At 74.7% G+C, this 13,776-nt stretch carries 11 protein-coding genes; 6 read left to right on the top strand and 5 right to left on the bottom strand.

Annotated features, from left to right (window positions below; genetic code table 11):
- Nucleotides 1-54: 54 nt before the first annotated feature.
- The gene (locus ACFYTT_RS14315; RefSeq protein ID WP_131053752.1) at nucleotides 55-1,101 is read left to right on the top strand and encodes an NAD(P)-dependent alcohol dehydrogenase; all 1,047 of its coding nucleotides are present in this window, start codon (nucleotides 55-57) and stop codon (nucleotides 1,099-1,101) included.
- A 25-nt stretch (nucleotides 1,102-1,126) separates the two neighbouring features.
- The gene (locus ACFYTT_RS14310) at nucleotides 1,127-1,642 is read left to right on the top strand and encodes a 2'-5' RNA ligase family protein (protein ID WP_387259383.1); all 516 of its coding nucleotides are present in this window, start codon (nucleotides 1,127-1,129) and stop codon (nucleotides 1,640-1,642) included.
- 18 nt (nucleotides 1,643-1,660) lie between these two features.
- On the opposite strand, the gene ACFYTT_RS14305 is transcribed toward ACFYTT_RS14310, so the two are convergent.
- Genes ACFYTT_RS14305 through ACFYTT_RS14290 form a run of 4 tightly spaced genes read right to left on the bottom strand, consistent with a single transcriptional unit; the run spans nucleotide 1,661 to nucleotide 6,601 of the window.
- Nucleotides 1,661-2,599 carry a siderophore-interacting protein gene (locus ACFYTT_RS14305; RefSeq protein ID WP_176093178.1) on the bottom strand — a complete coding sequence of 313 codons (939 nt, stop codon included), beginning with the start codon at nucleotides 2,597-2,599 and terminating at the stop codon, nucleotides 1,661-1,663.
- A gap of 38 nt (nucleotides 2,600-2,637) precedes the next feature.
- Nucleotides 2,638-4,746, bottom strand: a complete 2,109-nt coding sequence (locus ACFYTT_RS14300; RefSeq protein ID WP_387259380.1) for an iron ABC transporter permease — start codon at nucleotides 4,744-4,746, stop codon at nucleotides 2,638-2,640.
- Entirely contained in the window at nucleotides 4,743-5,726 is a 984-nt protein-coding gene (locus ACFYTT_RS14295; RefSeq protein ID WP_357212538.1) for an iron-siderophore ABC transporter substrate-binding protein, read from the bottom strand. Before ACFYTT_RS14295 ends, ACFYTT_RS14300 begins: the two co-directional genes overlap by 4 nt.
- A gap of 41 nt (nucleotides 5,727-5,767) precedes the next feature.
- Nucleotides 5,768-6,601: an ABC transporter ATP-binding protein gene (locus ACFYTT_RS14290; protein WP_176093175.1), complete on the bottom strand. Its 834-nt coding sequence runs from the start codon at nucleotides 6,599-6,601 to the stop codon at nucleotides 5,768-5,770.
- A 289-nt stretch (nucleotides 6,602-6,890) separates the two neighbouring features.
- On the opposite strand from ACFYTT_RS14290, the gene ACFYTT_RS14285 reads away from it, so the two are divergent.
- Nucleotides 6,891-8,819, top strand: a complete 1,929-nt coding sequence (locus ACFYTT_RS14285) for a hypothetical protein (RefSeq protein ID WP_387259376.1) — start codon at nucleotides 6,891-6,893, stop codon at nucleotides 8,817-8,819.
- A gap of 58 nt (nucleotides 8,820-8,877) precedes the next feature.
- Here ACFYTT_RS14285 and ACFYTT_RS14280 read toward each other — a convergent pair whose 3' ends face one another.
- Nucleotides 8,878-9,540, bottom strand: a complete 663-nt coding sequence (locus ACFYTT_RS14280) for a hypothetical protein (protein WP_254876764.1) — start codon at nucleotides 9,538-9,540, stop codon at nucleotides 8,878-8,880.
- Between the two features lie 282 nt (nucleotides 9,541-9,822).
- On the opposite strand from ACFYTT_RS14280, the gene ACFYTT_RS14275 reads away from it, so the two are divergent.
- From ACFYTT_RS14275 to ACFYTT_RS14265, 3 genes are all read left to right on the top strand, one after another.
- Entirely contained in the window at nucleotides 9,823-12,594 is a 2,772-nt protein-coding gene (locus ACFYTT_RS14275) for an AAA family ATPase (RefSeq protein WP_387259373.1), read from the top strand.
- 80 nt (nucleotides 12,595-12,674) lie between these two features.
- Entirely contained in the window at nucleotides 12,675-13,202 is a 528-nt protein-coding gene (locus ACFYTT_RS14270) for a hypothetical protein (protein ID WP_176093172.1), read from the top strand.
- A gap of 23 nt (nucleotides 13,203-13,225) precedes the next feature.
- The gene (locus ACFYTT_RS14265; protein WP_387259371.1) at nucleotides 13,226-13,768 is read left to right on the top strand and encodes a DUF3558 family protein; all 543 of its coding nucleotides are present in this window, start codon (nucleotides 13,226-13,228) and stop codon (nucleotides 13,766-13,768) included.
- The last annotated feature ends 8 nt before the right edge of the window (nucleotides 13,769-13,776 follow it).

The raw sequence follows: 13,776 nt of genomic DNA, 5'->3' as shown, positions 1-13,776 counted from the left end.
GGGTTTGTTCCGGCGCGCGCCGGGGAGGCAGCCGGTGGACGAAGGAGGCGACAGATGCGCGCGCTGAGGCTGCCCGCCTGGAAGAGCGAGCCGGAACTGGTCGAGATCGACGAGCCGACGCCCGGCCCCGGTCAGGTGGTGGTGAAGATCGGTGGTGCCGGTGCCTGCCACTCCGATCTGCACCTGATGCACGACTTCGACTCGGACACCCTGCCGTGGGGGCCGCCGTTCGTGCTGGGGCACGAGAACGCCGGCTGGGTGCACGCCCTCGGTGCCGGGGTGACCGGGTTGGAGGTGGGTCAGCCGGTCGCGGTGTACGGGCCGTGGGGCTGCGGGACCTGCGCCCGCTGCCGGGTCGGCGCCGAGAACTACTGCGAGAACCCGGCTGCCGCGCCGGTGCCCGGTGGCGGCGGTGGTCTGGGTCTGGACGGCGGCATGGCCGAGTACGAGTTGGTGCCCGCCGCCCGGCTCGTGGTGCCGCTGCCGGACGGGCTGGACCCGGCGCAGGCGGCACCGTTGACCGATGCGGGGCTGACGCCATACCACGCGATCCGTCGGTCCTGGCCGAAGCTGGTGCCGGGCAGTACGGCGGTGGTGATCGGCGTGGGCGGTCTGGGGCACGTGGGGGTGCAGATCCTCAAGGCCACCACCGCGACCCGGGTGGTCGCGGTGGACACCCGGGACGAGGCGCTGCGGCTCGCGCAGGAGTGCGGCGCGGACCTGACGCTGCGCTCCGGTGCGGGCACCGCCGACGAGATCCGGACGATCACCGGAGGCCGGGGCGCCGACGTGGTGCTCGACTTCGTCGGGGCGGACCCCACCCTGAAGCTCGCCGTCTCGGTGGTGCGGACCGTCGGCGACCTGACCGTCGTGGGTATCGGCGGCGGCTCGCTGACCGTGGGCTTCTTCACGGTCCCGTACGAGGCCAGTGTGCAGACCACGTACTGGGGCAGCCGGCCGGAGCTGATCGAGGTGCTCGACCTGGGGGCACGCGGACTGGTCCGTCCGAAGACCACCACGTTCGGCCTGGAGGACGCGATGGACGCGTACCGCCGGATGCAGGACGGCACGCTGGAGGGTCGGGCGGTCATCGTGCCGTGAGGGAAGGTCCGCCTACAGTGATCATGTGGTCGCCGCGCTGGAGCTCTATCTGGACACCGTCGCCACCCGCCGCATCCGGGTGCTCTGGGACGCCCTGGAGGCCGAGGGGGTGCAGAGCCTGCGGTCCCTGTTGGAGCAGCGGCACCGGCCGCACGTCTCGCTGGCGGTCGCGCCCCGTCTCGACCCGGAGCAGGTGGCGGCGGCGCTGGCCCGGACCGTCGTGGCGGCGCCGCTGCGGCTGTCGTTCCAGCACGCCGGCCAGTTCGTCGGCCGCGTGCTCTGGCTGGGTCCGACACCCACCACGGAGCTGCTGACGCACCACCGGCTGGTGCACGACCGGCTCACCGGTGCCGGGGTCGAGCTGGTCGAGCACTACCGGCCGGGCCACTGGGTGCCGCACTGCACGCTCTCCATGCGGGTGCCGAACACGCTGATGGCGATCGCGGTCCGCCGCTGCCTGGAGGTCCTGCCGCTGGAGGCGACGGTGGTCGGTGCGGCCCTGACCGACCACGCCCGGGGCATCTCGCACCCGCTGGCCTGACCGCCGCGCCGCCCGGGTTCAGCTGGAGGGGTCGGCGCGGCCGTGCCGCCAGTAGCCCATGAAGGCCACCGCCCGCCGGTCCAGGCCGCACTCGGCGACCAGGTGCCGGCGCAGGGTACGGATGACACCCGCCTCCCCCGCCAGCCACGCGTACAGCGGCGTGGACGGCAGGGCGTCGGGCACCTCCCAGAGGATCGCGCGGTCCACGTCCACGTCGTCGACGAGCTGACCGCCGGACGCGTACGCCCCCGACACGCCCGCCCCGACCGGCAGCGCCCGGCCCAGCAGTTCCTCGGCGGCCTCCGCCACGGCGGGGACCAGCCGGGCGCCGTACGGGTCGCCGTCGCGCGGCAGCCAGGTCACGTCGACGCCGGGCGGCGCCACCAGCGGCAGCACGTCCGCCGTCGACGGCACCTCCAGCAGCACCCGGCCCCGGGCGTCGGACGGCAGCCGCTCGCAGATCCCGCCGATCGCCGGCACCGCCGTCTCGTCCCCGGCGAGCAGCAGGCGACCGGTGGACGGGGGTCGGAACTCCCGTCCGCCGTGGTCGCCGTCGTACCCGGCGTCCGGGCCGGCGATGGCGATCTCGTCGCCGGGGCGTACCCGCCGCGCCCACCGGGTCGCCGGGCCGGAGTCGCCGTGCAGCACCAGGTCGACGTCCACCTCGTTGAGGTGGGGCCGGACCGCCCGCGCGGTGTAGGTGCGGATCGGGTTGCGCAACGGCTCGGGCAGGGCCCGCCACTGCGCGTACCAGTCCGGCCCCTGCGGCAGGTCCGCCCCACGCTGACCGGGCAACGGCAACGCCAGCTTGATCCGCTGGTCGTAGCCGTTGTCGGCGAAGCGGTCCAGGTCCGGGCCGGTGAAGGTGACCCGGACGAAGGAGGGGCTGAGCCGGCGTACCGCGCGGACCTCGACGGCGAACAACCGCCAGGGCGTGATCGGCAGGGTGTTGGTCATGGTGCCTCTCTGGTGCGGACCGGTGGCGCGGCGGCGCGTCACCGGGATCGGGGCGCGGCGGCGCGGGAACGCCACAGCAGCCAGACGAAGTACGGGGTACCGATCATGGCGGTGACCAGACCGGCGGGGATCTGTGCCGGGGCGATCACGGTGCGGCCGAGGGTGTCGGCGAGGCTGACCAGTGCCGCGCCGAGCAGCGCGGCGACCGGGAGCACCCGGCTGTGCCGGCCGCCGACGAGCGCGCGGGCCGCGTGCGGGGCGACCAGGCCGACGAAGCCGATCACACCGACGGCCGAGACGGCGGTCGAGGTGAGCAGCGCCGCCGCGCCGAGCGCGATCAGCCGGGTGCGTTCCAGCCGGACGCCGAGCACCCGGGGAGTGTCGTCGTCCAGCGTCATCAGGTCCAGCTCGCGGCGGGCGGCGACCACCGCCGGGGTGAGCACCAGCAGCGCGATCACCACCGGCAGCACCTGCGTGGCGGTACGCCCGTAGGTGGAGCCGGAGAGCCAGGTGAGCGCCTTGCCGGTGTTCCACGGGTCGAAGGCCACGATCATGAAGGTGATCAGCGCCATGCCGCCCTGCCAGGCCCCGAATCCGATCAGGACCAGCCGGTCGGAGCTGAGCCCGCCGCGCCACGCCGCGCCGTAGACCAGGGCGAAGGCGAGCATCGCGCCCAGCCCGGCCACCCCGGAGACGGCCCACACCCCGGCCAGCGGCACGAAGGTGAGCAGTGAGACCGCGCCCAGGCCGGCTCCGGCGGTGATGCCGAGGATGCCGGGCTCGGCCAACGGGTTGCGGCAGACCGCCTGCACGGTGGTGCCGGCCACGGCCAGCGCCGCACCGGCCAGCATCGCCGCGGCGACCCGGGGCCAGCGCTGGTCCAGCACGAACGTGTACCCCGGCCCGGTGGTGCCGTTGACCCAGTTGACGATGTCGCCGACGAGCACCCAGGTGTCCCCGGCGAGCATGCCGAGCAGCACCGCCGCAGCGGTGACGGTGGCCGCCACGACGACCACGGTGCGGTGGAAGCCGGCGGAGCGTACGGCCGCGTGCCCGCCCGGCGGGCGGCGGGTCGGTCCGGCGTCGCGGTGCCGCCGGGCCAGCCAGATCAGCACGGTCGCGCCGAGCAGGGTGGTCACCACGCCGGTGGGGATGTCCACCCCGGCCTGGCCACCCATGACGGCCCGCAGCAGCACGTCGGAGCCGAGCACGATGATCACTCCGGCGATGCCGGAGAGCGGCAGCAGCACCCGGTGCCGGTGCACCCCGGGCACCACCGAGCCGAGCAGCCGGACGATCACCGGCGCGCACAGGCCCACGAAGCCGACCGGCCCGGTGAGGGTCACCGCCGAGGCGGCGAGCAGGACGGCCAGCACCGTGACGATCAGCCGGGTACGGCGTACGTCCAGGCCGAGCACGGTGGCGGTGTCGTCGCCGAGGGCGAGGATGTCGAGGCGGTGTCCGAGCAGCATCAGGGCCACGACGGCGATGCCGAGCACCGGGGCGAGTTGGGTGAGCGCGTTCAGGTCGCTCTGCACCAGCGAGCCGTTGCCCCAGGCGAACAGGCCGATGGTGGCCTGCTCGAAGAGCAGGAGCAGCAGCATGGTCACCGAGCTGAGCGCCATGGCGGTGGCCGAACCGGCGAGGATGAGCCGGGTGGTGCCGGCCTGCCCGCCGGAGGACATCGCCATCACCAGGCCGGCGGCGGCGAGCCCGCCGCAGAAGGCGAGGCCACCGGCGGGCAGCGCGGGCAGCGCGATGCCGAACGCGGAGACCGAGACGATGGCCAGGTGGGCGCCCGCGTTGACGGCGAGCGTGTCCGGCGAGGCCAGCGGGTTGCGGGCGATCGACTGGAGGGCCGCACCGGCGAAGCCGAGGGCGACACCGATGGCCAGCCCGGCGAGCAGTCGGGGCACCCGGGAGGCGACGAGCACCCGGGCCGTCTCGTCGTCGCCGCCGGTGAGCAGCCGCAGCAGGTCGAGCGCGCCGACGGCGGAGGTGCCCTGGGTGAGGTGGACACCGGCGACCACCAGCAGCAGCGCGATGGCGGCGACGAAGGCCCCTACGACGCGGGGGGCCGAGACGCGCCCGGCCGGAGCCGGCCCGAGGGCCGGCTCCGAACGCGGGGGTGCGGACAGGCTGGTCACACCGCGTAGGTGTTGACGAACTGGTCGATGTACTGCTTGCCGGAGAGCGGCCCGCCGAACGTCCAGATGCCGTCCGGCATCCGGTGCAGGTTGCCCTGCTGGACGAAGGGCAGCGACTTCCAGATGGCGTTGTCGGCGAGGCCGTCGGCGAAGACGTCGACGCCGTCCGAGGCGTTGTAGAAGAAGTGCAGGTCCGGGCTCTTGAGCACGGTCATGCCCTCGACGTCGGTCTGGCCCAGGCCCCACGCCTCGTCGACCTCGCCCTGCCAGGCGTTGGTGAGGCCGAGCTGGATGCCGATCTGGGAGACGAGCGCGCCCTGACCGAACATCCGGATGCTGACCGTGCTGCCTTCCTTCCAGCCGTCGGCGATGGCGAACGGCTTGCCGGCGGCACCGGCGTCGGCGATCTTCTTCTTGCCGTCGGCGATCGCGGTGTCGAAGTCGGCGAGCAGCTTCTCCGCCTCGGCGGTCCTGCCGACCGCAGCGGCGATCATGTTCAGGTCGGCGCGCATCCGGCCGATGTTGTCCTTGGCGTCGCTGCCCTTGGTGACGACGACCGGGACGTACTTCTCCAGCTGCGCGATCGTGCCGGCGCCACGGTCGTCCGTCATCACCACGAGGTCCGGCTCCAGCGCGACGATGGAGTCGACGCTCGGCTCGCCCCGGGTGCCGACGTCCTTGACGTCCGCGTCGAGCTTGGCGGCGGTCACCCAGGTGGCGTAGCCCTTGGGGTCGGCGACACCGACCGGCATGACACCGAGGCCGACGAGCATCTCGACCTCGCCCCACTCCAGGCCGACGACCTTGGTGGCGGGCTGGTCGAGCGTGATCTCCTTGCCCCGGCTGTCGGTCAGGGTGACCGGCCCGCCGGCGGCGGAGGGGGTGGAGGCGGGATCAGAGGTGTTCTCGGTGGTGCCGCAGGCGGCCAGCACCAGAACGGTGGCGGCGGCGACCAGGGCCGTGACACGGGTACGGGACATGATGTTCTTTCTCGGGATGGGTTGTTCGGGTCGGTCCGGGATCAGACCGGGACGCGGGTGAGGTGGCGGCCCACCGGGCGGGTGGTGACCAGACCACTGAGCGGGTCGACGACGACCTCGATCCGGATCCCGTAGGTATCGGTCAGGTCGTGCTCGGTGAAGACCTCGGCGGGGGTGCCGGTGGCCCGGACCCGGCCGCTGTGCAGCAGCACCACCTCGTCGGCCACCGCGGCGGCCTGGTTGAGGTCGTGCAGCACCACACCGACGGCGACACCGTGGTCGTCGGCGAGGTCACGCATCAGGTCGAGGATCTCGACCTGGTAGCGCAGGTCGAGGAAGGTGGTCGGCTCGTCGAGCAGCAGCACCGGGGTGTCCTGGGCCAGGCAGGTGGCCAGCCAGACCCGCTGCAACTCGCCGCCGGACAGTTCGTCCACCGGCCGGTCGGCCATCGCGGTGACCCCGGTGACCTCCATCGCCCGGCCGATCGCGGCGGGACCGTCCGGGTCGTCGGCGCGCCAGCGTCCCCGGTACGGGTGCCGACCGTAGCCGACCACGTCACGGACCGTGACTCCGTTGGGGACCGGCCGGCTCTGCGCGAGCAGGGTCACGCGGCGGGCGTACTCCTTGGCGGGCAGACCGGCGGCGGCGGAGCCGTCGGCGAAGAGCACCGTGCCGCTGTCGATCGGGTGCAGTCGGGCCAGCGCCCGCAACAGGGTGGACTTACCACTGCCGTTCGGCCCGACCAGGGCCGTCACCGCACCGGGGCGGAGCGTGATCGCGGCACCGTGCACCACCGACGTGCCGTGGTAGCCCAGGTGGAGATCGACTCCACGCAGGCTCTGCTCGACGTCACCCGACGCCAGTGCGCTCGACATGCGGTTAGGCTAACCTAACCTAACTCGCTGTCAAGATGGGGCCCCTGACGCCGGTCACCGCACCGGCGCGGGTCGACGCGACTCGATGAAAACCGGCCGGCGTAGCGCCGGGACAGGCCACTCGGACACCCCGCCGACCGCCCGCGCGGCCGAGGGACGTGCGCACCCCGCAAGCCGGTGCGTAATCGGTACCGGGGTGGGACGACAGACGAACGCGAGCAGCGGTAGCGTTGCGCGTCATCGCAGCCGGGCGGCCGGTGTGGCGCTCGCGATCGTACGGAGGATGGGCATGTCCATCGGCGAGGAACCGTTCGCGTCCCGCGACGACCTGGCCTCGCGGCCGAACTTCGAGGTCACCATGCGGGGGTACGACAAGCGGCAGGTCGATCGCTACGTCGAGCAGGCCGACGCCCGCATCGCCGCGGTCGCCGCCGACCGGGACCGGGCCACGTCACACGTACGGGACCTGACCGGCAAGCTCCAGGCGTTCCAGATCGAGGTGACCGAGCTGCGCCAGCGGCCGACCCAGATGGACCGGGCGTCCTTCCGCGACCTGGGCCCGATGGTCGACCAGATCCTGGACCTCGCCGAGAAGCAGGCGACGGCCATCGTGGACACCCACACCCAGCGGGCCACCAAGCTCCAGGCGGAGGCCGAGAAGACGCTCGCCAACGCGCGCGAGCGGACCGTCAAGGCGCTGGCCGACCTCGACGAGGAACTGGCCTCCCGGCGGGCCGAGCACGACAGGACGTACGAGGAGAAGCGCGCCACGGCCGAGGCGGAACTGGCCGAGACCCGCGAACGCGCCGAGAAGCTGCGGACCGAGGGCGAGGCCGCGCACGAGCGCGCCCAGCAGGAGGCGCAGCGCATCGGGGAGCAGTGCCGCCAGCAGGTCGAGCAGGCCCGCTCGGCGGCCGAGGCGCTCACCACGTCCGCGCGTACCCAGATCCACCAGGAGATCCAGGCGGCCCGGTCCAAGAGTCAGCAGGAACTGACCCAGTGGCGGACCACCGTGGAGGAGGAGCTCGCGGAGCGACGCTCCAACGCCGAGGAGGACCTGGCCGAGCAGCGGGCGTCGGTCGAGCGCGAGTTGGCCGCCCAGCGGTCCGCCGCCGAGCAGCGGGTCAGCTCGATGATCGCGGACGCGCAGCAGTACTCCGCCGAGATCCGTAAGCGCGCCGACGAGCAGGCGGCCGAGACCCGCACGTTCAGCGACGAGCAGGCCGCCGCCGCCGAGGAGCAGTTGCACACCGTCCAGCTCCAGGTCGGCGAGCAGCAGGAGGCGCTGGCCCGGTTGCAGGAGGAACTGGACGGCGCCCGGGGGCAGCTCGACGAGACCCGGCGGGACCGGGACGCCACCGACGCCGAGCTGACCCGGCTGCGCCGGCAGTTGGAGGAGACCGGACGCGACCTCGCGGCGGAGACTCAGCGGCTGGAGGAGGTGCGCCGGGCCGTCGAGGCGGCCGAGCGGCACGCCAAGGAGACCCGGGCGCGGGTGCAGCGGGAGGCCAAGCGGGTCGCCGACCTGGCGGCGGCGGCGGTCATGGCCGCGGCGGCCGGCGGCACCGAGACCGCCGAGTACCCGATGGTGGGTGCCCGCCCGGCCGCCCGGGTCAACGGCGAGCCGGCCCCGGCGACCGGCGCGCAGCCGTCCACCGGGAACGGGGACGGTCGCGCCGAGGCGGCCGGTGCCGAGTACGGCGGTCCGGCGCGGCCGGTGGCCAACGGTGCCGTCGCCTCGGGCCAGGACGGCACCACCGCCGGTCCGCACACTCTGCGTCCGGGCGCGGACGCCCACCGTCCGGGCGGCGACGCCCACCGTCCCGGCGCGGGCGATCTTCGTGCCGGCACCGACGCTCCCCGCTCCGGCGCGGGCTCGGACGCTGCCCGTGCCGAGGCCGGCGCGGAGAGCAGCCCGGCGGGCAGCTCCGCCGATGGCCCGGCGGACACGTCCTCCCAGGGCCCGGAGGGCACCGCCTCCCCGACCGGAGCCGAGGGCGTCGACTCCGGCGGCGGCCCGGACGCCGGCCGGTCCGGCCCTGGGCCGACGCAGTCCGACCCGGCGGCGTTGACCGACCCGGTGGCGCGGGCGGCGGCAGTGGTCGCGGCCGGCGGAAAGGGCGGCATCGACTGGTTCGCCGGCCCGCCCGCCGAGGACGAGTCCGGGCACCCGGTCGTCGCGGCCAACGGCACCGCGCCCGAGCCCACCGCACGTTGAGAGACCCGGTCGGGTCGGTGCGGGAATGTCTCCGCTCCGGCCCGACCGGTGACCGTGCTCAGCACGGTCGGCGCGGCAACCAGCCGAGGAACCGGTCTCGGGCGTGGGCCGGCGGTAACCCGGGCAGATCCCGGGCGGCGGCGAGCAGACACGACCCCAGATAGACCGCGAGTGCGGCCCGCGCTCCCCCGAACTCCGCCAGCAACTGGCTCTGCTTGACCGGGCACGGCCATTCCTGGCCGCAGCCGGTGCAGGTCCAGGCGGGCGGCGAGGGCAGGTGCTCCGGCGGTTTCGTCGCGCGGTAGCGGGCGTTCGCGCTGTTGCCGCGACCGGTGTGCGGACGGAGCACCCGGACCGTGTCGTCCGACTCCGCACCGTGGGGGACGAAGAGTTCCCGTCGCGCCAACCCCAGCGCACCGCCGGCGCGTACCAGTGCGTCCGGTCCGGGCCGGTGCCCGACCAGCGCTCCCAGCAGATGGTGTCCCAGCAGGTCGAACGCGTCGGGCCCGAGGTCGAGTTCGCGACACAGCCCGATCAGCCGCAGCGGCGCCGCCACCCGCTGCGTCACCAGCGCCGCGCGCAGGACGTCCCGCAGGCCGTCCCCCAGTGCCCCCAGCCGGCTCCCCACGATGCCGATCAGGACCGTCTCCCCGGCGATCCGCCGAAGCGCTTCAGCCGTCGCCCGGCGGACGACGTCAGTCGGATCACTACCCTCCAACACCCCACCCCTCTCCGGCGTACGTCGTGCCGCTACCTCTCCTTCGGACACCCATCGTGATCATCCAGCCGCGTGCACCGCACGCCCGGAGGCGTGGTGCGCCGGCCGACGACGACGCCTCCCGTCTTCGGCAACGATCGAGCACCGGCCGACGCGACGCACGAACCGCCTGTGGCATCCCGCCGAGCCGGACGCCACACGCCTGAACGGACCCCGGCCGACCGACCGCCCCGGCGCGCCGAGCGCCTGATGCCCATCGACGCCGGCCGGTGCCACAATCGCCACATGCCGCGTTCGCTCGTCGGCCGGGACGACCTGTTCGACCTGGCCTGGCGCACGCTGGGCGAGCCCGGCCCGGTGCTGTTGGAAGGTCCGGCCGGGATCGGCAAGACGACCCTGCTGCGGGCCCTGGTCACCGAGGCGACCCGGGCCGGATGGTCGGTGCTCACCTGCGCGCCGACCGAGTGCGAGGCCGACCTGCCGTTCGCCGCGCTCGCCGACCTGCTCCGCCCGCTGGCCGACCTGGTGGTGGACCTGCCGCGTCCGCAGCGGGTCGCCGCCGAGGTGGTGCTGCTCACCGGCGACAGCGACGAGACGTTCGACGAACGCGTGGTCGGCGCGGCGACCCGGACGCTGCTGGAGGCGGCGCTCGCCGCCGGTCGGCCGGTGCTGGTCGCCGTGGACGACGCGCCCTGGTTGGACCGGCCGAGCGAACGCGCGCTGCGGTTCGCGCTGCGCCGACTCGACCCGGTGCCGGCCACGCTGGTGAGTTGCCGCGTTCCCGGTGGGCCGGCGCCCCGGCCGGCTCCGCTCGGGCTCGACACCGGTCCCCGGCGGTTGACGCGGTTGGCCCTGGCCCCGCTCGACGTGGCCGCGCTGCACCACGTGCTGCGGGACCGGATCGGTGCCCCGCTGAGCCGTCCGCTGCTCGCCCGGATCGCCCGCGAGGCCGCCGGCAACCCGCTGGTCGCCATCGAGGTGGCCCGTGCGGTGCAGCGCCTGCCGCAGCCGCCCGAGCCGGGGCAGGACCTGCCGGTGGCCGCCTCCATGCACCATCTCCTCGACGACGTCCTCGCCGGGCTGCCGCCCCGCTGCCGGGACGCGGTGCGGTTGACCGCTCTGCTCGGCGTACCGCTGCTCGGGGATCTGGCCGCCGCCGGCGTCGGTCCCGGCGCGTTCGACGCCGCCGAGGAGGCGGGGCTGCTGGTGGTGACACCGCAGCGGGTCGAGTTCACCCACCCGGTGTACGCGGCGGCGGTCCGCACGGGCATCCCGCCCGGCGTCCGGCGTGCCCTGCACCGCCGGCTGGCCCAGGTGGTGGCCGATCCGGACGAGCGGGTCCGGCACCTGGCGCTCTGCACCACCACGCCCGACCCGGTGGTGGCCGACGCCCTGGCGGCGGCTGCGGCACGGCAGCACGCGCGCGGCGCGCCGGAGGCGGCGGTGACGCTCTACGAGTCCTCGGCGCGGCTCACTCCGGCGGACGACCGGGAGGCCCAGGGGCGGCGACGGCTGGCGGCGGCCCGGTGCCGGTTCGACTGCGGTGACCATCCGGGTGCCCGACTCGCCGCCGAGGCGGTGGCCGACGGGTTCGGCGGCGACGTCCGTGCCGAGGCGCTGCTGCTGCGGGCCGTGGTGGCGTGGAGCGCCGACGAGCCGGGCGGCACCGCCGTCGAGGCCGCGACGCGGGCACTGACCGCGACCCGACCCGGCTCTCCCCTGTCCGGCCGGATCCACGCCCACCTGGCACTCTTCGTCGACCTGCCGGATCCGGCCCGCACGCACGCCGAGGCGGCGGTCGGGCTGCTCACCGGGCCCGGCGGCGACCGTCCGCTGCTGGCCGCCGCCCTGATGAACCTCTTCTTCAACGAGGTACGCGCCGGAGTGCCGCCCCGCGTCGAACTGCTCGACCGGGCGCTGGCCATGGAGGGTGCGGAGCCGTCCTGGCTGGCCGGCACGATCCCGGCGGTCTGGTGGAAGGGCATCGACGACCTGGACCGGGCCCGACAGCGCCTGGCCGGGCTGCTGGACCGGGCCACCGCACGCGGGGACGAGCCGTCCCAGCACGAGTTGCTCAAACACCTCGGCGAGACCGAGCTGCTGGCCGGACGCTGGGCGGCGGCGGAGCGGCACATCGCGGCGGCCCGCGAGCTCGGTGAGTTGCTGGGCACCGAACTCACCGCCGAGACCTGGCTGGCCGCGTTCCTCGACGCGATGCGGGGCCGGCTCGACGCGGCGGCCCGGGTGGCGGAGACGGGTGCCCGGCTCGGCGAGGAACTCGACGACGACTGGTGCCGCCGGATCCACCTGCACCTGGGTGCGTTCGTCGCGCTCAGTGCCGGGCGGACGGCCGACGCCGCCGCCGGGTTCCGGCGGCTCGCCGCGGTGTTCGACCGGATGGGCCTGACCGAGCCGCTGGCCCAACGCTTCGAGCCGGACTGGATCGAGGCGTGTGTCGGGGTCGGCGACCTGGTCACCGCAGCGGCGACGCTGGCGCGGCTGGCGCAGCGACACCGGCGGCTGCCGCGCCCCTGGACGCTGCTCGGGTTGGCGCGCAGCCGGGCCCTGGTGGACAGCGCCGGTGGGGTCGACCCGTCGGCCGCGCTGGCGGAGATCGACAGCGCGCGGGCCACGGTGCCGCCCGACGTCCTGCCGCTGGACCGCGCCCGGTGTCTGCTGGTCGCCGGGGTGGTGCACCGCCGGTCGCGCCGCAAGCGGCAGGCCCGGGAGGCGTTGCAGGCCGCGGCGGCGGAGTTCGACGCGTTGGGGGCGGCGGCGTTCGCGGCACGGGCCCGCGCCGAGGCCGCCCGGCTCGGTGGGCGTCCGTCCGCGCCGTCGGACCTCACCGCGACCGAGGAACGCGTGGCCCGGCTCGCCTCCCAGGGGCGCACCAGTCGGGCCATCGCCGACGAGTTGTTCGTCAGCCCGAAGACGGTCGAGACGAACCTCTCCCGGGTCTATCGGAAGCTGGGCATCTCCCGGCGGGCCGAGCTCGGTGCCGCTCTCGCCCGCACGGCGACCGGCACCCGGACGTCGGCGGCGGGCGTCGAAAGCTAGGGAAACACCGGATTCCTTCCCGGTCCGCCGACCGTAGCGTCGAGACAGTCAGTGGTCGGCCGAAGAAGGGAGCAGGACACGTGCGGCGACAGATCCTGCCCGCGCTCTGCGTGGTGGTGCTCGCGTTGACCGGATGCGGCGACGGCGGCACCGAGGCTGCACCGGCGCCGGACACGGGAGCCGGCGCGGACGCGGACACCGACGTCGACCTGCCCGTCGACGCGGCCGACACGGTACGCCCGCCCTGCCCGTTCACCGCGGCACAGGTCTCCGAGTTCGTCGGCGAGTCCATGGTGGACCAGGGCACGTGCAGCTTCGGCGACGGCAAGGGGGTGGCCCAGCTCACCGTGACCACGGCCTCCCGGTCGACCGGCGAGGGCACCTACGACTACCAGCGCCAGCAGGCCGGGCAGATCTATTCGACGGTGACGGAGATCGGGAACGGCGCGAAGGGTTACCTGGCCGTCAAGGACATCGGCGCCGAGGCGGTGCTGGTCGGCGCCGGCGGCGCCTACACCGTGACGCTGAGCAGCTTCGCCCGCCTCGGTGCCCGTCCCGACGGGTACGCGCAGGCGCTGCGTCGGCTGCTCGACGCACTGCCCCGGTGACGGCGCGGCGGAGGGAGACGACGATGAGGCACCTGCCCAGCACCGCCCGGCTCATCGTGACGGTGGTCCTGGCGGCCGTGCTCACCGCCTGTGGCGGGGCCGCCGAGCCGGCGGCAGCACCGCCACCCGCGCCGGCCGGGGCACCGGAGCCGGCCGGAACGCCGGAGCCGCCGAACGAGACGCCCGCGCCGCCGGACCCGCCCGAGGTGGACGCCTGCGCGCTGGTGACCAGGGCGGAGGCCGAGGAGTTGGCCGGTACGCCGTTGGAGGACCCGGTGCCGGTGGCGGACACCTGCACGTACACCGGGCCGGTCTCGGGGCCGCTGGCCCAGGTGGAGGTCTTCGTCGGCGACGGGGCGAAGAAGATCCTCGACATCGACCGGGAACTCGACCACGAGTTCGAGACGCTCTCCGGCATCGGCGACGAGGCGTACCTGGAGGAGGGGGCGGTCTTCGTCAGCGTCTCCGGGACCTGGGTGGCCGTCCGGTTGGTCCGGCTGGACGACCCGGCCGGGTACGTGGGACGCCTCACCGAGGTGGCCCGGACGGTGGCCGGGCGGTTGTGACGCGGCCG

The sequence above is a fragment of the Micromonospora sp. NPDC003816 genome (assembly GCF_042874705.1).
Classification (GTDB): domain Bacteria; phylum Actinomycetota; class Actinomycetes; order Mycobacteriales; family Micromonosporaceae; genus Micromonospora.
This window is presented reverse-complemented; position numbering and strand designations above follow the sequence as displayed.

Excerpts from the sequence above, each read along its gene's own strand:
- ACFYTT_RS14315 (WP_131053752.1), top strand. The coding sequence starts at position 55 with ATGCGCGCGCTGAGGCTGCCCGCCTGGAAGAGCGAGCCGGAACTGGTC.
- ACFYTT_RS14305 (WP_176093178.1), bottom strand. The coding sequence starts at position 2,599 with ATGACCAACACCCTGCCGATCACGCCCTGGCGGTTGTTCGCCGTCGAG.
- ACFYTT_RS14295 (WP_357212538.1), bottom strand. The coding sequence starts at position 5,726 with ATGTCCCGTACCCGTGTCACGGCCCTGGTCGCCGCCGCCACCGTTCTG.
- ACFYTT_RS14290 (WP_176093175.1), bottom strand. The coding sequence starts at position 6,601 with ATGTCGAGCGCACTGGCGTCGGGTGACGTCGAGCAGAGCCTGCGTGGA.
- ACFYTT_RS14285 (WP_387259376.1), top strand. The coding sequence starts at position 6,891 with ATGTCCATCGGCGAGGAACCGTTCGCGTCCCGCGACGACCTGGCCTCG.
- ACFYTT_RS14275 (WP_387259373.1), top strand. The coding sequence starts at position 9,823 with ATGCCGCGTTCGCTCGTCGGCCGGGACGACCTGTTCGACCTGGCCTGG.
- ACFYTT_RS14265 (WP_387259371.1), top strand. The coding sequence starts at position 13,226 with ATGAGGCACCTGCCCAGCACCGCCCGGCTCATCGTGACGGTGGTCCTG.